This is a genomic window from Nostoc sp. FACHB-110 (assembly GCF_014697425.1).
Classification (GTDB): domain Bacteria; phylum Cyanobacteriota; class Cyanobacteriia; order Cyanobacteriales; family Nostocaceae; genus Nostoc_B.
Window position 1 is genome coordinate 59,316 of sequence record NZ_JACJRU010000034.1, and the last position, 22,253, is coordinate 81,568.

General features: G+C 38.3%; 20 protein-coding genes. 15 read left to right on the forward strand and 5 right to left on the reverse strand.

Going from position 1 to position 22,253, the window contains the following annotated elements:
* The first annotated feature begins 154 nt into the window (after positions 1 to 154).
* The 6 genes from prfB (at position 155) to H6G69_RS24790 (ending at position 4,263) form a co-directional block, all read left to right on the forward strand.
* A protein-coding gene (prfB, locus tag H6G69_RS24765) for a peptide chain release factor 2 (protein ID WP_190691778.1) occupies positions 155 to 1,277 on the forward strand; the annotation gives its coding sequence in 2 pieces (ribosomal slippage) (positions 155 to 226 and positions 228 to 1,277; 1,122 coding nt in all).
* 211 nt (positions 1,278 to 1,488) lie between these two features.
* Positions 1,489 to 1,644 carry a DUF3285 domain-containing protein gene (locus H6G69_RS24770; protein WP_015115739.1) on the forward strand — a complete coding sequence of 52 codons (156 nt, stop codon included), beginning with the start codon at positions 1,489 to 1,491 and terminating at the stop codon, positions 1,642 to 1,644.
* A 40-nt stretch (positions 1,645 to 1,684) separates the two neighbouring features.
* Positions 1,685 to 2,194: an rRNA maturation RNase YbeY gene (gene ybeY, locus H6G69_RS24775; protein ID WP_190691796.1), complete on the forward strand. Its 510-nt coding sequence runs from the start codon at positions 1,685 to 1,687 to the stop codon at positions 2,192 to 2,194.
* A gap of 139 nt (positions 2,195 to 2,333) precedes the next feature.
* Entirely contained in the window at positions 2,334 to 2,786 is a 453-nt protein-coding gene (locus H6G69_RS24780) for a diacylglycerol kinase family protein (RefSeq protein WP_190691779.1), read from the forward strand.
* 106 nt (positions 2,787 to 2,892) lie between these two features.
* On the forward strand, positions 2,893 to 3,492 hold the full coding sequence (locus H6G69_RS24785; RefSeq protein ID WP_190691780.1) for an aminodeoxychorismate/anthranilate synthase component II: 600 nt from the start codon (positions 2,893 to 2,895) through the stop codon (positions 3,490 to 3,492).
* A gap of 3 nt (positions 3,493 to 3,495) precedes the next feature.
* Positions 3,496 to 4,263 (forward strand): MBL fold metallo-hydrolase, encoded by a 768-nt coding sequence (locus H6G69_RS24790; RefSeq protein WP_190691781.1) that lies wholly within the window; start codon positions 3,496 to 3,498, stop codon positions 4,261 to 4,263.
* 1 nt (position 4,264) lies between these two features.
* On the opposite strand, the gene H6G69_RS24795 is transcribed toward H6G69_RS24790, so the two are convergent.
* Together H6G69_RS24795 and H6G69_RS24800 are read right to left on the reverse strand one after the other, a co-directional pair.
* Positions 4,265 to 4,849, reverse strand: coding sequence for a YdeI family protein (locus H6G69_RS24795; RefSeq protein WP_190691782.1), 585 nt, complete (start codon positions 4,847 to 4,849; stop codon positions 4,265 to 4,267).
* A 194-nt stretch (positions 4,850 to 5,043) separates the two neighbouring features.
* A complete protein-coding gene (locus tag H6G69_RS24800) occupies positions 5,044 to 6,972 on the reverse strand; it encodes a P-loop ATPase, Sll1717 family (RefSeq protein WP_190691783.1) in 1,929 nt (642 codons plus the stop codon).
* Positions 6,973 to 7,306: 334 nt separating this feature from the next.
* On the opposite strand from H6G69_RS24800, the gene H6G69_RS24805 reads away from it, so the two are divergent.
* Positions 7,307 to 8,737: a serine/threonine-protein kinase gene (locus tag H6G69_RS24805; protein ID WP_190691784.1), complete on the forward strand. Its 1,431-nt coding sequence runs from the start codon at positions 7,307 to 7,309 to the stop codon at positions 8,735 to 8,737.
* A 15-nt stretch (positions 8,738 to 8,752) separates the two neighbouring features.
* On the forward strand, positions 8,753 to 10,309 hold the full coding sequence (locus H6G69_RS24810; RefSeq protein ID WP_190691785.1) for an ABC transporter substrate-binding protein: 1,557 nt from the start codon (positions 8,753 to 8,755) through the stop codon (positions 10,307 to 10,309).
* Positions 10,310 to 10,369: 60 nt separating this feature from the next.
* Here the strand turns inward: H6G69_RS24810 and H6G69_RS24815 are convergent, their stop codons facing one another.
* Complete coding sequence (locus H6G69_RS24815; RefSeq protein WP_190587858.1) at positions 10,370 to 11,395, reverse strand: ABC transporter permease; 1,026 nt, start codon at positions 11,393 to 11,395, stop codon at positions 10,370 to 10,372.
* Positions 11,396 to 11,683: 288 nt separating this feature from the next.
* The gene (locus H6G69_RS24820) at positions 11,684 to 13,336 is read right to left on the reverse strand and encodes an ABC transporter substrate-binding protein (RefSeq protein ID WP_190691786.1); all 1,653 of its coding nucleotides are present in this window, start codon (positions 13,334 to 13,336) and stop codon (positions 11,684 to 11,686) included.
* Between the two features lie 547 nt (positions 13,337 to 13,883).
* On the opposite strand from H6G69_RS24820, the gene H6G69_RS24825 reads away from it, so the two are divergent.
* The 6 genes from H6G69_RS24825 (at position 13,884) to H6G69_RS24850 (ending at position 20,983) form a co-directional block, all read left to right on the forward strand.
* Positions 13,884 to 14,210, forward strand: a complete 327-nt coding sequence (locus H6G69_RS24825; RefSeq protein WP_190691787.1) for a hypothetical protein — start codon at positions 13,884 to 13,886, stop codon at positions 14,208 to 14,210.
* A gap of 608 nt (positions 14,211 to 14,818) precedes the next feature.
* Positions 14,819 to 16,348 carry a photosystem II chlorophyll-binding protein CP47 gene (psbB, locus tag H6G69_RS24830; protein WP_190691788.1) on the forward strand — a complete coding sequence of 510 codons (1,530 nt, stop codon included), beginning with the start codon at positions 14,819 to 14,821 and terminating at the stop codon, positions 16,346 to 16,348.
* A 93-nt stretch (positions 16,349 to 16,441) separates the two neighbouring features.
* The gene (locus H6G69_RS24835) at positions 16,442 to 16,546 is read left to right on the forward strand and encodes a photosystem II reaction center protein T (RefSeq protein WP_015115729.1); all 105 of its coding nucleotides are present in this window, start codon (positions 16,442 to 16,444) and stop codon (positions 16,544 to 16,546) included.
* A gap of 600 nt (positions 16,547 to 17,146) precedes the next feature.
* Positions 17,147 to 18,832: a sensor histidine kinase gene (locus H6G69_RS24840; RefSeq protein ID WP_190691789.1), complete on the forward strand. Its 1,686-nt coding sequence runs from the start codon at positions 17,147 to 17,149 to the stop codon at positions 18,830 to 18,832.
* A 296-nt stretch (positions 18,833 to 19,128) separates the two neighbouring features.
* Positions 19,129 to 20,145: a 30S ribosomal protein S1 gene (locus tag H6G69_RS24845; RefSeq protein WP_190691790.1), complete on the forward strand. Its 1,017-nt coding sequence runs from the start codon at positions 19,129 to 19,131 to the stop codon at positions 20,143 to 20,145.
* Between the two features lie 85 nt (positions 20,146 to 20,230).
* On the forward strand, positions 20,231 to 20,983 hold the full coding sequence (locus H6G69_RS24850; protein ID WP_190691791.1) for an HAD family hydrolase: 753 nt from the start codon (positions 20,231 to 20,233) through the stop codon (positions 20,981 to 20,983).
* A gap of 55 nt (positions 20,984 to 21,038) precedes the next feature.
* Here the strand turns inward: H6G69_RS24850 and H6G69_RS24855 are convergent, their stop codons facing one another.
* Positions 21,039 to 21,428, reverse strand: coding sequence for a pentapeptide repeat-containing protein (locus H6G69_RS24855; protein ID WP_190691792.1), 390 nt, complete (start codon positions 21,426 to 21,428; stop codon positions 21,039 to 21,041).
* Between the two features lie 240 nt (positions 21,429 to 21,668).
* On the opposite strand from H6G69_RS24855, the gene H6G69_RS24860 reads away from it, so the two are divergent.
* Complete coding sequence (locus H6G69_RS24860) at positions 21,669 to 22,142, forward strand: hydrogenase maturation protease (RefSeq protein WP_190691793.1); 474 nt, start codon at positions 21,669 to 21,671, stop codon at positions 22,140 to 22,142.
* The last annotated feature ends 111 nt before the right edge of the window (positions 22,143 to 22,253 follow it).

Below are 22,253 nucleotides of genomic sequence, written 5' to 3' on the forward strand. Positions count from 1 at the left end.
AATTACTAGCCACGGTTTTTTCATTGCTGTGCAATATAAATATTTGGTCATAGCAAAAGAATTGACTCAACAGCCGCTAAAATCAAAAAAACAAATAAAATCTCAAGAGCAAACTTAGAAAATCCATCCAAGTAGCTCTAAATTAGCAAGCATTATGGAAGTCTTAGAACTCAAACGCGAAATCGAAACGTTGTCTAGCCGCCTGGGTAAAACCCAGGACTATCTTTGACGTACCTGCACTGACAGCGAAAATTCACGACTTAGAACAAATATCAGCACAGCCAGAATTTTGGGAAAATCAAACTGAAGCCCAAAAAACTCTGCAAGAACTTAACGAACTCAAATCCCACTTGGATACTTACAACCAGTGGCGAGCCAGTTTAGAAGATACTAAAGCAGTGGTGGAACTGTTGGAGTTAGAAACTGACGAGTCTCTACTGCAAGAAGCGGAATCTACTATTACTAAGCTCAACCGTGACCTTGACCAGTGGGAGTTACAACAGCTACTTTCTGGCCCTTATGATGCGGAAGGGGCTGTGTTGACAATTAATGCTGGTGCGGGTGGTACAGATGCTCAAGACTGGGCATTTATGCTACTGCGGATGTATACCCGTTGGGCAGAAGCTCATGGTTATAAAGTAGCACTCAGTGAAGAATCTGAGGGTGATGAAGCTGGGATTAAATCAGCAACTTTAGAAATTACTGGGCGTTACGCTTATGGCTATCTGCGCTCAGAAACAGGCACACATCGCTTAGTGCGGATTTCACCTTTTAATGCCAACGGCAAACGGCAAACTAGTTTTGCTGGGGTGGAAGTTATGCCCCAAATCGATAATTCAGTGCAGTTGGATATTCCAGAAAAAGATTTGGAAGTTACGACATCCAGGGCTGGTGGTAAAGGTGGACAGAACGTTAACAAAGTTGAAACGGCAGTCCGAATTGTACATTTACCAACAGGTCTAGCTGTACGCTGTACAGAAGAGCGATCGCAGCTGCAAAATAAAGAAAAAGCCCTCGCCCGTCTCAAAGCCAAACTGCTAGTTATCGCCCGTGAACAAAAGGCGCAAGAAATTGCCCAAATTCGTGGTGATATGGTGGAAGCTTCCTGGGGTAATCAAATTCGCAACTACGTATTTCATCCTTACCAGATGGTAAAGGATTTGCGTACCAATTCCGAAACAACTGCGATCGCTGATGTGATGAACGGCGATCTCGATATGTTCATCCAAGCCTACCTCCGGCAAGAAAATCAGCTAGTAGATAGTAGTTCTGGTTAATGAACTGTTGGGGGTAATAATTTGGGGGTGTAGGGGTGTAAGGGTGTAAGGGTGTAAGGGTTTTGTTATCTCACCCTTTTACACCTTATCCAACTTAAATTAGTCCGCCTGCGCGGACTTTGTTTGTATAGCCACGAATTCCATTCGTTGGGGCTAGTGTTCTAAAGAAACTGTTACATTTATATATAAAAGAGTTGGTTACGAAATTATTATGAGTGACTCTCCCTCAACAGAACCACAACCAAGCTACGTCAAACTTGCGATGCGGAACATGGTACGCAAGGGTGGCACTTCGATAAAACATTTTTTGTTGTCGGCTGTGGGGCTATTAGCTGTTTTAATTGGTCTGGCTTACCTCACCCGTTAAAGACCAAGCAAAATTTGGCATTGCTGAGGAGCGTTTGTACTTGGTACAAGTTGAACTAAATTTGCAAGATATTTTTTCTGAGTCTTCCCCCGAATTAGCTATCAATGTTGAGGCGGAAACTTGGCAGAACTGGTTTCATCGCTGGTTAGAAAATCTTCAATCTCATTTACCGCCAGCGTCAAGCTATGAAATAGGGCTGCGTTTAACAGACGATGCAGAAATTCAATCATTAAATGCCCAATATCGACATCAAGATAAACCTACAGATGTGTTAGCCTTCGCTGCATTAGAAACGGATTTTCCATATGATGCGGAAATGGAGGATGAACCTGTGTATTTAGGTGATATCGTGATTTCGGTAAATACAGCCCAACGTCAGTCCCAACAACAAGGGCATAGTTTAGTCACTGAGTTAGCTTGGTTAGCATCTCATGGTCTGTTACACCTTTTGGGCTGGGATCATCCTGATGATGAGAGTTTAATGAAAATGCTAAAGCAGCAAGTAATAATACTGAAAATAATTGGTATTGATATTGACATTGAATATTAAAGTTTTGATGTCTGTCAGTGTTAATTTTTAAGCATCCTTTTATAATACTCGTGTAGAAAATTGCCGAAAAGTTGATTGGATGAGTACAATCAGCGAAAACTTCAAGTTTGCCTAAATTTATTGTTCTGTTTTTTAGCTTATGTCCCAACAAGTTTCTCCTCCACCACCAAACCAACTACCAACACTAATATCTAAAGAAAGGGAATTCTCGTGGCAAGTTGCCGCTAATTTACTGGTTAGCTTTAAGTATGCTTGGGCTGGCATTACCTATAGTTTTCAAACTCAACGCAATTTTCGCATTCATGTGAGTTTTTGTGCTTTGGCGATCGCTTTAAGCATATTCTTACATTTGTCACCTGTGGAAATCGCCATTATTGGCATTACTAGCGGCTTAGTTCTCGCGTTAGAACTACTCAACACTGCGATCGAATCGTTGGTAGATTTAACAGTCAAGCAAACTTACCACGAATTAGCCAAAATTGCTAAAGACTGTGCGGCGGGTGCTGTACTTGTTTCTGCTTTAGTCGCTATCTTAGTAGCTTGTGCCTTATTGCTACCGCCATTGGTCATATTAATTATGTCCAAGATTTAAGTTTAGGTATTAGTCAAACTTATTCATAAAAATTTCTCAAATTTGAATGACATAATTACTGACACTGACGGCTAGAATCTGGTAATGATCACCAGGAGTCTAGGCCGTGATTGTAGTCATTGATAATTACGACAGTTTTACATACAATTTGGTGCAGTACTTAGGAGAACTAGCAGCAGAGTTTCCTATAGCATCAGACATTCAAGTTTTTCGCAACGATAAAATTACCATCGCAGAAATTCGGGACTTGCAGCCTGACCTTGTGGTAATTTCGCCTGGGCCTGGTCGTCCAGAAGATGCGGGTATATCTTTGGATTTGATTGAAAAACTCGGCCCAAGCTTGCCAATTTTAGGTGTGTGCTTGGGGCATCAAAGTATTGGTCAAGTATTTGGTGGTAAAATCGTCTCTGCTCCAGAGTTAATGCACGGCAAAACTTCCCAGGTAACGCACACGGATGTGGGAGTTTTTCAAGGAATAGAAAATCCGATGACCGCCACCAGATATCATAGTTTGGTGATTGACCGCGAAACTTGCCCCGAAGTGTTAGAAATCACTGCTTGGGTTGAAGATGGCACAATTATGGGAGTGCGCCATCGGAACTATCCTCACATCCAAGGAGTCCAGTTTCACCCAGAAAGTGTGCTAACTTCTTCAGGAAAACAGTTATTGCGAAACTTTCTGGAACAATTACCGACGAGAGAGTGATTAATGAAACGGCGACAATTGATGGGCTATGCTGGGGCGGGGTTAGTCACAGCTTTAGTTTCTACTTTAGGTTCTCACTCTGAAGCTGACGCACAGTCTAGCGGTTTATCAGTTCAGTGGTTGGGTCATACTTGCTTTCTAATTTCTGGTGGCGGAGTTAAAATTCTTGCCAATCCCTTCCGCACAATTGGTTGTACTGCTGGTTATCGTGCGCCAAAAGTGAGTGCAAACTTAGTTTTGATTAGCAGTCAATTATTAGACGAAGGCGCAGTAGAAGATTTACCAGGAAATCCCAAACTAGTATATGAAGCTGGTGTTTATGATTTTCAGGGGATCAAATTTCAAGGAATTTCCACAGATCATGATCGCAAAGGTGGGAGACAATTCGGCAAAAATATCGCCTGGAGTTGGAAACAAGCAGGAATTAACATCCTGCATCTAGGCGGAATTGCTGCACCCATTAGTATTGAGCAAAAAATTCTCATGGGTCGTCCTGATGTGGTGTTTATTCCTGTAGGCGGTAGTGCTAAAGCTTATAACGCCGAGGAAGCTAAACAAGCAATTGAGGTATTAAATCCTAAACTAGTAATTCCGACTCACTACCGCACCCAAGCTGCTGATGCAAATGCTTGTGAAATTTCACCATTGGATGATTTTCTCAATTTGGTGCAAGGGATCACCGTCCGGCGTAGCAGTAGTGATACTATTACCATCACTCCTGGCAAGTTACCAGAAGATAAGGTGATTCAAGTTTTAAGCTACAAATTTTAAACTAACGGCTCAATGGATTTCTGTTTTGCGCGGCTGAAGTTACAGTTTGCTCAATTCTCTTTAACCTAGTTTCTGGACGTTTGGCATTTTCAATCCAAAAAAGAATGTTTTTCTTGGTGGATTTACTAAAGGCGGCAAAATTGAGGTTAGCCCAAGAGTTGGCGGCTAAAGCTTGTTGCAAATCTAGAGGAACGATTAATGCTTCGATCGCATCTAAAGAAGTCCATGAGCCATCTTTTTTCGCATCAGCAATTTTAGCCAGACCAAATTCTGTCATCAAACCTGCGGCAATTAACTCTTCAATATATTGCTTATTTAATTTTGACCACACACTTTTGGGTTTGCGTGGCGTAAAAATTTGCTGATAGCGGTTTGCATCTAAAGATTTAACTTTGCTGTCAATCCACCCAAAACATAAAGCTTCTTGAACTGCTTCACTGTATCTGACGCTGGGTTGACCACTTTTGACTTTGTAATAAACTAACCAGATACCAGGGGAAGTGAGATGATTTTTGCCTAACCATTCCCGCCATTGGTTGCGATCGCTCGCATAAATAAATTCTAATTGTTCTTCAAATTTTGGCATAATCAAAAGGCAATTAGCTACTCTTAAAAAAATAAACTAATAAAAAATGCTTATTAGTTTGCTGAATTGTTTGTGTAAAATTAGTTACAGCATTTTTGATATGGATGAGGTACATTTTCTAGCCCCTAGTCTCTCTCCCCCTTGAAAGATGTACTGCACTAAACGGAGAAACGCTGTAAATTTGAACTCGATAGTCAATTAGATTGCAGTAGTCTTTCAAGTTCAAGATTAACTCGTGATTTTTCTGATATAAAACCTGAATTTTGTAACTTTTCTCTTAACTTTTTGAGATGCCGCACAATATTTACACAGCAGACTTCGGCTTGTATCTCATCATAATAAGTAGAACTTATAATATCTTCTAACTCTCGAATCATACGGCTCAGGTTACGGCTGATTTCACCACTTACCTCTATGGGTAGCTGCTCTTGAACTACAATTATTTTGAAGTTGTCTAATTTTTTGAGAAAAGAATTGAAGAAGTTACGACGCTCACCTCGTCTATCAGATGGTATTCTTTCAAATTCTATTCTAGTGGCGGGGCGGCTCCGCCCGATTTGATCTAGATAACGACTAGAAATGTCGGCAACATCAGTAGGAAAATAAGGTTGAATATCAATGCTAGATGTACACTTTAAAGCATTTCTAAAGGCTGGATGAACTACTAACACCTTATCAGTGTCTTCAACAGTTCTAGGATCTTCATAGTAAAATACAGTTTTGTTAACTCTCTCTACACCAATAAATCCTATACTGTATAAAATATTTAACACGCTATCAATACTTAACAGAAATTTGTAATCAGAATATCTTTCTTCTAGAGCCTGACCTACTCTGTTATATATACTTTCAAAGCGTTTTCTTGGTGTTACGTAACTAGTATTACTAAAAATAATTAACAAATCATTTAAGAAAGGATAATTAATTCTATATTCACCAATTAAATCATTCAGTTTCCAACTTGAATATACATCCAATGCCTGCTTAATGTGTCTACTTTGAACAGGTTCTAAGCCTTCTCTTCGAGCAGTATCTACACAAAGATTACAAAGTTGTATTATATCGCGTGGTCTCATTAAAGTATGAGACACAATAAAATCATAAGTGTTTCCTGTATCTACTTTTTCAGGAAAGTAATTTGACCAAAAATTTGATGCTGATAATTCTTGATTTTGAAGAGAAACTCTTGCTCTTTCTAAAATTATTTCAGGTAAAGTTTCTGAAGTCCAAACCACAGGAACTTCATCACCCCGAAGCTTGTCTTTATCAAAAAATTGTAATTGTTCGTATATATCAGTTCTAAGAAATACGCTACATGATACGCTGTTACACATTTGGTTAATTTCTTTAGATGCCATAAGTAAACCTATGACCATCTCATTAGAAGAGGGATCATCATCCCAAATTTCATCAACCTTATCTACTAAAAGAAAAAATTTATACTCCTTCAAGCTATCTAAGGGTTTTTTAAGATAGCTCTCCAAGAACTCTAATTTTGAATTCAAACTTAATCCTTCGCTGGGTGCTTGACTTGCTTTAACTTCTACAGATTGTCCAAATGCTTTGAATGTCAATGCAGTTTGAATACGGTTTATTACACGCCAAAAATTTTCTTGAAAGTTAAGATCATCTACTTCCCGATTCTCAACAAGAAATTCTCTAATTTTCTTTAACTCAGATGAGCAGCCTTGCTCATCTTCCCAATCTAATACTTGTGCTTCCTGAGAATCAATTGACCAATCTGACGCTCTTAAATTATGTTTATCCCTAACAGCCTCTAACAAAAACTTACATATTTGAACTAAGAATATGTATCTCCAAATAAGCTTTTTAGACTGCTGCTCATTAATACCAGTCATATGAAAGCGCCGGATCTCATCAGCGGAAATTGCATCAGGCGTAATCACAGATGCGTAAGTTTTATCTTCTTTATCTAACTCTTTTTTTAACATTAAGCATAATGCACTCTTACCTGAACCTTTCCTACCGATAACGAGTGACTTAGAACGTGACCTTATCTGCTCATAAATTGAAGTCTTTAAAAAACTGCCCTGTAAGAGTCCACTGCTGGTAAAATCTGTTTCAGCATCATCTTTGCCAAAATATAAATTTTGAATATTCATAAGTTTAACTTATTAATGACTATACTTATTTTAATAAACTAATAACAGAGCAGTCCCTAGCTTCTTGAATATTGACTAACTAGTGGATGACAAACGCAGATATTAATCATCCAATGTTCTGTTCAGTCAATTTGCCAGAAATTAACTGTTTATCTCACTTTCTAGGCTTTGAACAGCCTTAGGTAGATAAGCAGCTTTGAACTAGCATATTAATGTATATTTATATTCATATTAGCATTTATTGCTTGGAACCTAACGTAGTATCAAACAATACATAATTTTATATATCATTAAATTTAAGTTTTACTACTTAACAAACTAGCAGTAAAAATTCATGGTGCAACAAAATAGCAATCCTAATCAACAAGAATCTAATGAACACACCAACGAGATGATTGGTTCCGATAATACACCCAGACAAAGAAAAGTGATGGCATGGCGGCTAGGTCATAATTTCGATGAAAATCAAGCTCCTTTTTCACTGAATGGGAGATATAGCATCTATACACTGAAAAAAACGTTAGGCAAAGGTGGCTTCGGTATCACCTATTTAGCAGAAGACAAATCAGGAAAATTAGTTGTAATTAAAACTCTTAATGAGACTGTAAAAGCTCATCCTCATTTTAAAAAGTTTAAAAATGATTTTTCTCAAGAAGCTGTGGAACTCGCTAGATATAACCATCCACATATTGTTAAAGTTATTGAGATAATTAATATTAACCAAGAAATTCACGGTAAGGAGCAAGACGTTCCCTGTATAGTAATGGAATATATTAAAGGCTGGAACTTATCTGAATTAATATCACATCGTCATAAACCATTAAAACCAGACGAAGCAATTCGTTACACCAAACAAATTGGTAAAGCTCTAATTGAAGTTCATCAAAAAGATTTATTACATCGAGATGTTAAACCAGCAAACATTATTATTCGCTCTGAACAAAAAAGTGCCGTATTAATCGATTTTGGTATTGCACGTCCCTTTAGACCTAATGAAAGAGGGTCTATGACTTCATTTAATTCAGAAGGTTATACACCAATTGAGCAGTATCAAAATGATGGCAATCATGGTTATCATTCAGATGTTCATGCGTTAGCAGCAACTTTGTATTTCATGCTAACAGGAAAAAGCCCTGAGAGTGCCGAAGCTAGAATACGTACAAAAAAAGATAAATTAATCCCACCTAAAGAACTCAATCCAGGCATTACTGATGAAGTTAATGAAGCTATTTTGAAAGGTATGGAACGATATCCAGAAGATCGTTCTAGGACAATAGAAGAATGGTTGAACTTATTTTCAAATAATTTTGAGGAGTCAAATCCGAATAACTCTGATAGTTTAAATGAAGATAACTCTGATACTTTAAATCCACCAGATAACTCTGATACTTTAAACCCAGATAACTCTGATACTCAAAGCGCAGCCTTAATAACATCGGCTGTGTCTGGTGGTATATATGGATTATTAACCTTACCATTGTTAAACCTCATATTTAGTAGCTGGTTTTCTTTTTCGCTCTGGTTATTGATAATGGGATTTTTAGCTATCACCCAATTTTTAGGGCTGCTGAATTTTTTATCTGCAAAAACTCGTAAATATTTAGGTTTAGGAGTAACCATAATTGCATTGATAGTAGGAATTAAAGAATTTTTTAATCAACCTTTGTTGACAGTAATAATTTTGTTATTATTTTCTATTATTTTGAGTACTTTATTAATGCTTACTTTGTTAAACCAGCATTTAATAGGCTTAAATAGAAGATAAATTTATATTACTAATATGTTAAAACGAAATAAAAAAAAGCAATTAACTATTGCTTTATTATCAATAATATTTTTTTTGATTATTGCCATTAGTGGTTTTATATACCTACAAAAAAATATTAGTGTAAATAATACGGCGACTACACCCACATCTAGTCCTATAAATCCTCCCGTAGCAAGCCCTACAAATACAAGTACGACTATTGTTGTAAATTCAAATATTAGCGATGGTATTAATGGCAAAATATTCATTAAATATAATCAGAATAAAATTTCTCCAAATCGATTAGATGAAGAGTATCAAAAACTCAAAGAATCTAAAAATTTTAAAGCGGCAAGAGAAAATCCAAAATTTAGATACCCAGGTTCACCATATTGTGAAGATCCTGAAACGCTTATATATTTTAACAATGCTGATATTAAAGACAAAGAATCATACACAATTGCAGTAGCAGTTCCACTTGAAGGTGATGCAAAAGAATCTGGATTGGAAATATTATTAGGAGTTGCTCAGGCGCAGAATGAATTCAATAAAAAAGTTAAAAATAAACAAATACAACAAAAGCCGATTAAAGTTATTGTTGCCAGTGAAGAAGAGAAGAATTTAAATGCTACAACTGATATTGCTAATTCTTTAGTAAACTACCAAAATTCAGAAATTTTAGGAATCATTGGTCATTATACTAGTGATGCAACAGAGGCAGCTATTAAAGTTTATGATAATTTAAAGTTAGGTGACAAACGAGTGGTATTAGTTTCACCTACTAGTACAAAAACTGAAATTCAAAATAACGGATATTTTTTTCGCACTGTTCCCAATAATCAAAAAGAGACAGATGCTTTAGTAGATTATATATTGAATAATGAACAAATTCATCCCAAAGAACCAGCAGTTATTTTCAATTCTCAGAGTGCTTTTAGCCGCTCTTTAAAAGATGAATTTGTCCGTTCTTTCAAATCTAAAGCTGGTAAAGAAGTGAATTTTATATATGATGTGGATGCTCCTCAGAAAATTGATTTAATAAAAGATTCGCAAATCAATTCCCAACAAAAAAAATTTTCTATAGTGTTATTGGCAGTTCCTGTAACAGACATAGGTAAGACATATTTTCTTCTACAAAATAGAGATGCTCAGAAGTTTTTTTACTTGGGTGGAGATACAATCTATGACCCAAAAATTTTAACTGAACCCACAGGCGATGTAGCACAAAGATTTCGTAATATTGTGATTGCAGTACCTTGGCACTATACTTTTTCTTCTGTTCAATCTAAAAGTTTTGTCAAAAATACTTCTGAACTCTGGTGTCAACAAATAGGCAAAGAGGATCATATAAACTGGAGAAGAGCTACTGCCTATGATGCAGCAAATGTTTTGATAGAAGCAATCAGTAATAATCCTACTCGTGAAGGAATAAAGCAGTATCTTTCTCAAACATTTTCAATGGAAGGAGCTACAGGCACAATAAAATTTAATATTAATGGTGATATGGATGAAAAAAGCAAGTTAGTAAGATTGCATCCAGAGAATTATAAATTTGAACTAGTAGATCAAACTGGTGAGCTACAAAACTAGTTAAGCTAAAGTGGAAACATAACATTGTTTCCGCATCTGCTGTAATTCTAATTTATGAGATTAATAGCGAATGCGTGGGTCAACGTAAGCATTAATAATGTCAATTAAAATACTTGCACCAACCACGATCGCCCCAAAGAATACCAAGACACCTTGGACTGTGGGATAATCGCGATCGCTGATTGCTTGATACAAACGATTAGCTAAACCAGGCCAAGAAAATGTCACTTCTGTTAAAATCGCACCACCCAATAACGAAGCAAAGGTCAAGCCTAACACCGTAATTACGGGAATTAAGGCATTCTTTAAAGCATGAGAGACTAAAATTTTATTTTCTGCAATTCCTCTGGCTCTAGCGGCTTCTACATAGTCTGCACGCAGAGTTTGTTTTAAATTCACCCGGACAATGCGCTCAAAAATGCCACTCAACAAAATGCCCAAAGTCAAGCTTGGTAGGGCAAGATGGTGCAAAGAAGCAAAAAACTGCGTCAAATTACCACTCAACAAACTATCAAAGGTATATAACCCAGTAATTGGTGATGGTGGCGGTAGTGTCGGCGGAAAACGGTTCGAGTTGGGAAACCAACCCAGTTGCACAGAAAAAACTAACTGTAATAGCATTCCCGCCCAAAACATTGGTAAAGCATAAGTAATAATTCCAAATAACCTTCCGCCTATATCAAAATAAGTTCCAGGACGAGAAGCAGAAAGCGTACCTACCAAAATACCAACAATCAGCGCAACTGCCATACTAAATACAGCTAATTCCACTGTCGCCGGAAAATACTGTCCGATGATGTCCCAAACATTTTGTCCGCGACTAGTTAAAGAAGTTCCTAAATCAAAGCGCAGTAAGTTGCCTAAATAATTTAGATATTGTAGCCAAATAGGTAAATTTAATCCTAATTGCTTGCGTAATTCTTCTTTGGCTGCTTCAGGCGCTCGTCCACCCAAAATCGCATCAGCAGGGTCTCCAGGTGTCGCTCTTAATAATAAAAATACGATAGTAATGATAGTTAAAAGTTGTAGCGGTGCTAGGAGCAACCGCGAAACAATGTAATATTGTAGGGCTTTTGAACGAGACATTTTTATTAAGGATGAAGTCTGAAGTATGAAGTCTGAAAGTCAAGTATGAATTATGAAGTATGAAGTCTGAAAGTGAAAAGATGAAATGTAAAAACTGAAGCTTGAAGTTTACATAACAGAAAAGGAAATTTAAGCGTTGCATAAATGCGGGACGAGTTCAGATGTTTAACAAAAATCAAATATTGACTCTTCACTCATTTGCGCGAAAAAAACATCCTCCTAGTCAGCAACGCCAAAATTTTTATTTCACACTTCACACTTCACACTTCACACTTCACACTTCATTTTCTATTTTTTGATTGTTTTATAAATCAAATTCTGAGTAGGGTCAAGTTGCACGTTACTTACGCCTTTTTGGGCAAATACATAGTCTTTGCTTTGCCAAAGAGGAACGTAAGGTACATCATTCAGTACTTGGGTTTGAATTTGAGCAAATATTTTCTCCCGTGCTGCGGGGTTTTGTTCTTTGCGTTGTTGGTCGATGAGTTTATTCATGGTTTCGCTGTAGTAAAACGCACCTTGAGTTTGACTACCGCCGTCTTCACAACCTTTAGCATCAGACCCTTTTTGACAAGCTAAGAAGGGTTGAACATAGTTATCAGGATCTAAAAAGTCAGGATACCAATCAAGCAAAGCTGCGGGATATAAACCTTTAGAAATGTCTTTAAAGAAAGTCGGCCCTTCGACTGTGTTGACTTCTAATTGGACGATGCCATCCATTTTAGTATCAGCCAGTGATTTAAGTGTTTGGGCTGCTAAACTGCGAGTCGGTGAACTGGAAGGATACCAAAGTGGAATTTTGACAGGATTATCTTTAGAGTAGCCAGCTTTAGTTAATAATTCCTTGGCTTGATCAAATTTACCGTCACCATATTTATCTTTAAATAATGGTTGGGAGACATTGAAAGTAGTCGGAATCATGCTGTAAAGTGGATCAGCCTGACCGTATAAAACTCGCTCATTTAATAGTTGACGGTCGATAATTGCTGCGATCGCTTGTCTGACTTCTGGTTTATCTAAAGGTTTTTGATTGCGATTCAATACCAGATAACTGACTACACTACCTTGGGCTGTAATCGCTTGCCAATCTCCCTTTTTACCGCCTTCTTCTAAGCTGCGAATTTGGTCAGGTTGTAGTGATAAATAAGCTACATCGACTGCACCCGTGCGAAAAGCATTAAACAAGTTAACTGGACTAGTTTGAATTTGGACGTTAATACCTTGATTCGCTGGTTTTTCTCCCCAATATTTATCAAATATATCCATCCGGAGTGAATCTGTACCATACTGCGCTAATTTGTAAGGGCCAGTCCCTACAAATGTGTTGGGTTGAAATTTACCAGCACCCAATTGATATGCTTTGGGTGAAACTGCACAAACTCCTGAAAATGCCAGTAATGAAGGAAATGCAGCAAAGGGTTTTTTGAGTTTAATTGTTAGCTCATTTTCACCTGTCGCGGTAACTGAAGCTACTGTATCAGCTAATAAAAAAGAAGGTTTACCTTTATTTTCAATAAATCGCTTAATACTAAACTCCATTGCTTTGGCGTTGAAGGGTGTGTCATCGTGAAACACAACTCCTTGGCGTAGCGGGATAGTGTAAGTTAAACCGTCTTGGCTGACTTTAGGTAAACTTGTCGCCAGTTGGGGTTTAATTTCTGTGCTACCTGGTTCGTAAGTATAAAGGCGATCGCTCATATTAAACACTAAACCCAAAGATGCCAACTCGTAAGCATCTGCTGGATCTAGCGTTCTTGGCTTGGCTGTTGTTCCAATAGTAATGCGACCATCTCCCGCAGGTGTATTGACATTACCCGACGGTGTAGTAGGGGCTTGTTGTCGCACACCACAACTGATGACTAAAAATAAACACAGACAAAACAGAGATAGGAATTGTGTCAGCCGACCCAACTTTCGCAGGGACAAGGGAAATAAAGTCATACTTTGGATAGTTTTCAAATCAGCGGTCAGTAATCATACTATATGTCTGGCAATAATACCCAATTTTTTACAATTCAGATAGTCTCAAGCTAGGCGATCGCTACAGTTTTGCCATGATTGCTGAATTTAATTAAATTCTACAGAGAATAAAAAACCGATTATTGCAAATATTGAGATATATCAATAAATATTACAAAAACTCATCTAATTTCCCAAAACCAAGTTCTAGCAAGTTAATAAAACAGTCTAGCTACTTGAAAATCCGAAAAATTTTATTAATTATTTAATATTGCTTTTATAAAGTAGATAAACCTGTATTTAATTCAGAATATTCGGAAAAAAATTTGTTAAGCTGCTCAATTAGATCCAGCCATTAAAATTGAAAGTTTGCATCTAAACTGACGAGGATAGACTTTAAAGAGAATTATCCAGACAATTAATTGTCATCATAGATTGAATGAAAAATTCTCTTTATTAACAACATCTACCGAAAAAATTGTCAGGGTGTAGATATCAAAATTTATAGTCAAAATAGTGAGATAAAACCGTGAAATATTTTTTTCTTTCTGAAGGATGGGACATAGGTAGAGTATGGTCATCTGATGGATTATGGCAAATCACCGCATGGCGACGGCAACCAGATATCCAGCGAATGAATATTTGTATAGTCGAAAACAACGAATTACTCTGGCTTTATCGTGTTGAAGAAGTTGTGATTACCATCGAAGTTAAACCGACAACACCAGAAATAGCCAGCAAAACTATCGGTCAAGTAGTGCTAAAGCGCTTAATGAGTGCAGAACAAGTAATTGAACGCCTAAATACCGCTCAAGCCAAGTGTCAGTTACAAAACATTCAATTGGTAACACAGTAATTTTTTAGCAAACTCAGGGAGTAGGGAGTAGATTTATTTCTACTCTTAGCCATAGGTTGCAATAGAGCAGATGTATGGTGTTTCCCATTGCCATCTACCCTATTCCCCACTCACAACTCCCTACTCACTTAATATACGTAAATGAAATTGTGACAGAGATTTGTGGGAAGATAACACAGATGGAATACTGATCGCATCGATTTACCCGCTTGCAAACAATTCCATCAATAGTTACACTTTTTAAAACATTCTCATTTTTGTATGGCGATCGCGTAGACGACGAAAAGGCAGCAGCCAACAAGGGTAGGTCGCTCGATTACCCGAATACCAACCCGGTATTTGCCGAGTTCTATTAGAACAAGGGGGAGTTTTATGAAAAAATTCTTAGAGGAGACAAGCGATCGCAACCCCAAAAGGTAAAGCTACCGCAACGTCTAAGTGTTGCCAAAGCCACACAGTCTGTCTTGTAAAGACTGAGCCGTGGTTAAACTCAGAACCCTGGCAATAAAAAAACTCAGAGATTTCTTTAAACAGCGGTCTTCGCCAATTAAAGAACTCAGTAAACAAATTGCTTTGTAAACATAACTCTTCGAGGAGGAGCGTAGTCGATGGGACTACCTTGGTACCGAGTACATACAGTTGTTCTGAACGATCCAGGGCGGCTGATTTCTGTACACTTGATGCACACAGCCCTGGTGGCAGGCTGGGCTGGTTCAATGGCGTTATATGAACTCGCTATTTATGACCCCAGCGACCCTGTTCTCAACCCCATGTGGCGACAAGGGATGTTCGTACTGCCCTTCATGGCACGTCTAGGTGTTACCCAATCTTGGGGCGGTTGGAGCGTCACTGGCGGCCCTGCTAGTGACCCTGGTTTCTGGTCGTTTGAAGGTGTAGCTGCTGCTCACATCGTTCTTTCTGGTTTATTATTCTTAGCCGCAGTTTGGCACTGGGTTTACTGGGATTTGGAACTCTTTAGAGATCCTCGGACTGGTGAACCAGCACTAGACTTGCCAAAAATGTTTGGTATTCACCTGTTCTTATCTGGTTTACTTTGCTTTGGTTTTGGTGCATTCCACCTCACCGGACTTTATGGCCCAGGGATGTGGATTTCTGACGCTTATGGAGTCACAGGTAGCGTCCAGCCCGTAGCACCAGAATGGGGGCCAGATGGCTTTAACCCCTTTAACCCTGGTGGTATTGTGGCTCACCACATCGCTGCTGGTGTCGTTGGTATTATTGCTGGTTTATTCCACCTCACTGTTAGACCCCCCGAAAGGCTATACAAAGCCCTACGGATGGGTAACATTGAAACCGTACTTTCCAGCAGTATTGCTGCGGTATTCTTCTCGGCTTTCGTTGTGGCTGGTACTATGTGGTACGGTAGCGCAACCACCCCCATCGAACTGTTTGGCCCTACCCGTTACCAATGGGATCAAGGCTACTTCCGTCAAGAAATTAACCGTCGTGTACAAGCTAGTGTAGCCAACGGTGCAAGCTTGTCTGAAGCTTGGTCACAAATTCCTGAAAAGCTGGCATTCTACGATTACGTTGGTAACAGCCCCGCTAAAGGTGGTTTGTTCCGTACAGGCCCTATGGTTAAGGGTGATGGTATCGCTCAATCTTGGCAAGGTCACGCAGTATTCACAGATGCTGAAGGTAGAGAACTGACTGTCCGTCGTCTACCTAACTTCTTTGAAACCTTCCCCGTAATTTTGACCGATAGTGATGGTGTTGTCCGCGCTGACATTCCTTTCCGTCGGGCAGAATCTAAATATAGCTTTGAACAAACTGGTGTCACCGTTAGCTTCTATGGTGGTGACTTAAACGGTAAGACCTTCACAGATCCTGCTGATGTGAAGAAATATGCTCGTAAAGCTCAAGGCGGCGAAATCTTTGAATTTGACCGCGAAACCTTGAACTCTGACGGGGTATTCCGTACCAGTCCTAGAGGTTGGTTTACCTTTGGACACGCAGTATTCGCTTTATTGTTCTTCTTCGGTCACTTATGGCATGGCGCTCGGACAATCTACCGAGACGTATTTGCTGGTGTAGAAGCCGACCTAGAAGAGCAAGTCGAATGGGGTCTATTCCAGAAAGTGGGTGATAAATCAACCCGCCGTAAGGAAGCCCTCTAAACAAGTCTGAAGGATGAAGTCTGAAGTATGAAATTCAGAACTTCATCCTTTAGGTTTCATTTATTACTGGCTGGATAAGCAGGAGCTTTTGATATGGAAAGCGTTGCATACATTTTAATTTTTACTTTGTGCATAGGCGTTCTGTTTTTTGCGATCGCCTTCCGCGAACCTCCCCGCATTGAGAAAAAAGACGAGTAGTAGATTACTATTACTCGATTTGGAGAAGCTTATATATCCGCTGTTATTACATAGCAGCGGATATTTTAATAGGGCACTTAATTACACCAGAGATATTGCATTGCAACGTCTCTACAGATTCGGAAATCTCACGAATAATCTTAACTAAACTGTATTCTCTATACCTAGTACAGCCAGGCGGAAATAAACAGATTATTTGGAATTGCTAAAAGGCTTGTGGTATAAATATTCTTTCTTTTTCCTTTTGAGCTTTTACTTTTGCCTTGTTGTACTAGCTTTGAGAATTAAATTGTGTACTTCACTTAGGGGAAATATGCTGTAAGTAAAAGAAAAATTAGAATTTGTGTGCCTAAATTTATCAAATTAAAAGTGCAATAGCATCATTATTGAAAGAAGAATTGCAACAGATGGCTTGATATAAAACACACATAGACAGCAATTTTCAATTCACAATATAAAATTTTCAAATCAAAATAGGATAATTTTTTTAAGAAAATATAAAGAAATTTGTAATCTAAAAATTAATATATATTTTGTTTTAGCCACAGGGAACAATAACAGCAATATGTAGATTCCCCAGACTGACTTCATAATTACTAAATGCTGAGAATTCAACTTCAACAAGAAATCAGACTTCCTAAAAAAGCTAGTCCAAATTTTCTCAAATGGTTATTATTAGCTAACTGGCAGTTTGTTTACTACGCACTTGCAGTATTTAATCTTCTAACAATTTCTACTAGTTTATACCTCAACCATAAAGTGATGAATATCTATATCAATTCTGTTGAGGTTAACAACCAGTGGTCTAAACGACTGCAATCATATTCTGATATTAATCAATTATTAATCGCAATTAATTCTCCAGGTAATGATGTTTTTGAGTCTCATAATATTACAAATGAAAGAATAAAACTCAAAAATTCTCAGGATGCTTTTCAGAATTTGATTAAAATTATCCGCAATGAATTGAAAACTAATGTATCCCCAACACAAGCAAAATTATTGCTAACAGAATTAGATATATTAGAAGTCGAAACGCACAAAATGGTGGCAGAATCTGAACTAATTTTTCTCTATTTTAGCCAAAACAAACCAGACATAGCTGGAAAACATATGGCAAGAATGGATCAATCATACCACCAAGCTAATCACATACTAGTTAGGTTTCGCTACAATCTCACCCAAATTCAGCAGCAACTATTAGAACAGCAAAAGGGATACGCTAACACTTTTTGGCTTTATGAATTTGCGATCGCCACAGCTATGATCATTATAGTTAGCTGTGTAACTTTATACGGTCATGGTTTAGCCACTAAACTTAAATTAGAAGCTCAAGCCAAAGAAAACTCAATTGCTGACTTACAAACAGCACAATTACTTTTAAAAGAGCAAAAAAAGCAGTTAACTCTGACTCTAGAAAATCTCAAAAAAACTCAATCACAGCTAGTACAAAGTGAAAAAATGTCTAGCTTGGGTCAGCTTGTATCAGGTATTGCTCACGAAGTAAATAATCCTGTGAATTTTATTCATGCTAACCTCAACTATATTCAAGATTATTCTGCTGATTTACTAAGTTTAATTCAACTCTATCAAAAAAATTATCCTCAACCTGTCGCTGAAATTAAAAATAAAGAAAATGCAATTGATTTAGAATTTTTACAGACAGATATACTAAAAATAGTAAATTCCATGAAAAGTGGGACGGAACGTATTAGTCAAATTGTGCTATCACTCCGAAATTTCTCGCGCATGGATGAAGCCGAGTATAAAAGAGTCAATATTCATGAAGGTATTGATAACACCTTATTAATTTTGCAGCATCGATTAAAAGCTACTTGTAGCCGTCCAGAAATTTTAGTCAGCAAAGATTATAGTCAATTGCCCCCTGTAGAATGTTATGCAGGACAAATGAATCAAGTTTTTATCAATATTTTGACCAATGCTATCGATGCTTTAGAAGAATCAAATAAAAACCGGACTTATCAAGAAATATTAAATAATCCCAACAAAATAGCTATTAGTACTTCTTTTGTTAATTCTGAATGGATCACCATAGCGATCGCCGACAATGGTAGTGGAATTCCTGAACCTATTCAACCACGAATCTTTGATCCATTTTTTACAACTAAACCCGTAGGCCAAGGTACAGGTATGGGTATGTCCATCAGCTATCAAATTATTACCGAACAACATAGCGGTAAGCTGGAGTTTTCTTCCATCCCCAACCAAGGCACAAAATTTGTAATTCAAATTCCTATTCAGCAAATAGTACTTGAGACTGTCTAACTCTACTTCAATGTGTGATGCGAACTAGTCCATAAATTGAGTAGCCATCAACACTCGTTTCGCTTTGCGTAAATCCCAAATCTCAAATTGACTTCCTACTTATACCTTACGGTAGATTGCAAGAGAGAGATTGTTTTATGATATAATCTTCTATCTGGAAGTTGATATGTGTTAACACTAGCTTTCTACGCTAGGATTAATGAGGATGTAAGTGTACACTGGTCTTCAGTGGCTTACACAGGCATTACGATTATGTCACAAAACTTTACGGAGACTAGAACCAGGAACAAATCAGCATGGTCAATCAGAACTTAACCGCTACAGAAATTGGATTTACTCACGAAGATTTCGCTGCTCTACTTGACAAATACGACTATCACTTTAGCCCTGGAGATATTGTACCAGGAACGGTTTTCAGTATAGAGCCGCGCGGCGCTCTGATTGACATCGGTGCTAAAACAGCAGCATATATACCCATACAAGAAATGTCTATCAACCGGGTAGATGCCCCGGAAGAAGTTTTACAATCAAACGAAACACGAGAATTTTTCATCCTCACCGATGAAAACGAAGATGGTCAGTTGACCCTCTCGATTCGTCGGATTGAATATATGCGCGCTTGGGAGCGTGTGCGTCAGTTGCAAGCGGAAGATGCAACTGTTCGTTCTGGTGTATTTGCGACAAACCGTGGTGGTGCGTTGGTACGGATTGAGGGATTGCGAGGATTTATCCCCGGTTCCCACATTAGCACCCGCAAACCTAAAGAAGAATTAGTGGGTGAAGAACTACCCTTGAAGTTCTTAGAAGTAGACGAAGAACGTAACCGCCTAGTTCTATCTCATCGTCGGGCGTTGGTTGAACGTAAGATGAACCGCCTCGAAGTTGGCGAGGTAGTAATTGGTACAGTTCGCGGTATCAAGCCTTACGGTGCTTTCATCGACATCGGTGGTGTCAGTGGCTTGTTACACATCTCGGAAATTTCTCACGAACATATCGATACACCTCACAGTGTATTCAATGTCAATGATGAAGTGAAAGTCATGATCATTGATTTGGATGCTGAAAGAGGTCGGATTTCTCTATCTACCAAACAGTTGGAACCAGAACCCGGTGATATGATTAAGAACCGTGATTTGGTTTACGATAAAGCTGAAGAAATGGCAGCTAAGTATCGTGAGCAGCTGTTAGCTAAACAACAAGGTATCACCTTACCAACTGAAGAAGCTGTGGCTGAAGAAGAAATTCCAGCAGCTATTGAAGAGGACATTCCAGCAGCTATTGAAGAAGAAATTCCAGTAGCGATTGAAGAGTAAAGTTAATAAGATAATTGGATTCAATTTTGAAAAAAGAGGGATAATCCCTCTTTTTTTATGGCATTGTTGAGCGGGGTGAAAAATTTTGGCAACTATTCAATGTAAAGACATTACTTTTAGTAATATTCAGGCAATTTTTTTTGACAAAAATGGGACTTTAGAAGATTCAGAAGTTTATTTGCGATCGCTTGGACAAAAAGCAACAAGAATTATCGATGCTCAATTTCCCGGAATTGGTGAACCATTATTAATGGCTTATGGTATAAATGCCAATTATATTGATCCTGCGGGTTTAATCGCAGTAGGTAGTCGCCGCGAAACGGAAATCGCTACAGCTGCTTACATTGCCGAAACTGGTAGAGGATGGTTTGAATCTTTGAGAATCGCCCGTCAAAGTTTAAACGAAGCCGAAAAATATGTCGATGCATCACCCGCACCGCTTTTTTCTGGGAGTTTGGAATTATTACAGTCACTCTCAGCCGCCGGACTCAAACTAGGAATCATCTCAGCAGCCACAACAGCAGAAGTACAAGCTTTTGTCGCCCGATATAATTTGGGTGATTATTTTCCAGCCCAAATTGGTGTGGATGATGGCCCTGGCAAACCAGATCCAACTTTGTTTTTACAAGCTTGTGAAGTTGTGGGTGTAGAACCAAGCACCGCACTCATGGTTGGTGATGCGGTTGGCGATATGCTGATGGCAAAGAACGCCAAAGCCGCAGGTTGCATTGGGATCACCTGGATTGGTAAATCAGATCATGTCAAAGGTGCGGATGTCGTGATTAATCAACTAAGTGAGATTCAAGTTTTATCAGAAGGCAGGGGGCAGGAGGTATAAGTAATACCATTCCTCTCATTCACGCTGGAAAATATCCTCATCAGTTAAAGTTTGATCACTCTGGTTTCATTTGAACTCCAGCCTGAATTGGGTTGAAATCTGGGGGAAAATGAGTGTTGTGATCGCAGTCTGCTTTTTCTAACTTTGTGCCTTGGAGATTAGCTTGACGAAGATTCGCTGACATTAATAATGATCCCCGCAAATCTGCATCTGTGAGGTCGGCTTGAGAAAGGTCGCAATAGCTGAGGTCAGTTCCCCTGAGATTTGCACCTCGCAGATTAGCTGCGCTTAAGTCAGCATAACTCAGGTCAGAACCTTTAAGGTTAACCCCTTGTAAATCAGCATCACCAAGTTCTGCCCTAATAAAATCCCGTTGTCCTTGAGCGTATTTTTCTAAAAGAGTAGCCACTGTATTAATGGGCTGTTGATAATTTATTTCAGACATAAAACAGCCTCAAATATCTTTGATTCCCATTCATCATAAAACTGTTGATGCAAAAAATCACAGGAGAAATTGCATCAATTTATCAAATTATAGAAATAGTAATTTACAGAATTTTTTCCCTTCCTCACAAGTTCCTCAAATTTGTTTTATAGCCTCAGCAATGAGCCATTAAAGCTAATCACATTTTAAATTTGCAGATTTATAACTAATTTTTCGTCAATTTAAGCAATTGAAAAAAACATGAATGCGAAAGTCATGGTGATTGGTTACGGAAATGATTTACGTAGTGATGATGGCATTGGTCAAATAATAGCTTCGGAAATTGCCTCGTGGCATTTATCGACTGTGAAATCTTTAGCAGTTCACCAACTAACACCAGAATTAGCTGATGCTTTAGCAAATGCAGAATTAGCCATTTTTGTTGATGCTTATGTACCTTTAGAATCTTTTGATGTGCAGGTACAATCGCTTTCACCTTCTGGGGAAAATGCGATCGCTGGACACACATCTGATCCCCAAGCCTTACTAGCTTTGACAAAAACTCTTTACGGGCATTGTCCGCCTGCTTTGTGGGTGACAGTCCCAGGAGTCAACTTTGAATTTGGCGATCGCATCTCTGAGATTACTGAAACAGGCAAAGCGATCGCTTTAGGAAAAATTATGCAAATTTTAGACAAGTTTAAAAATTTCTGGATGAAATCAAACCTGTGCTGAACTAGAGCTTGACTAAGTAGCCAAATTCTTATCTAAACTTATTCATAGCTAACCATAGTGAGTAAGTTTATGTGGAAAGTGTCTGAGTTTGGCGATTTAGTGGGTATTTCG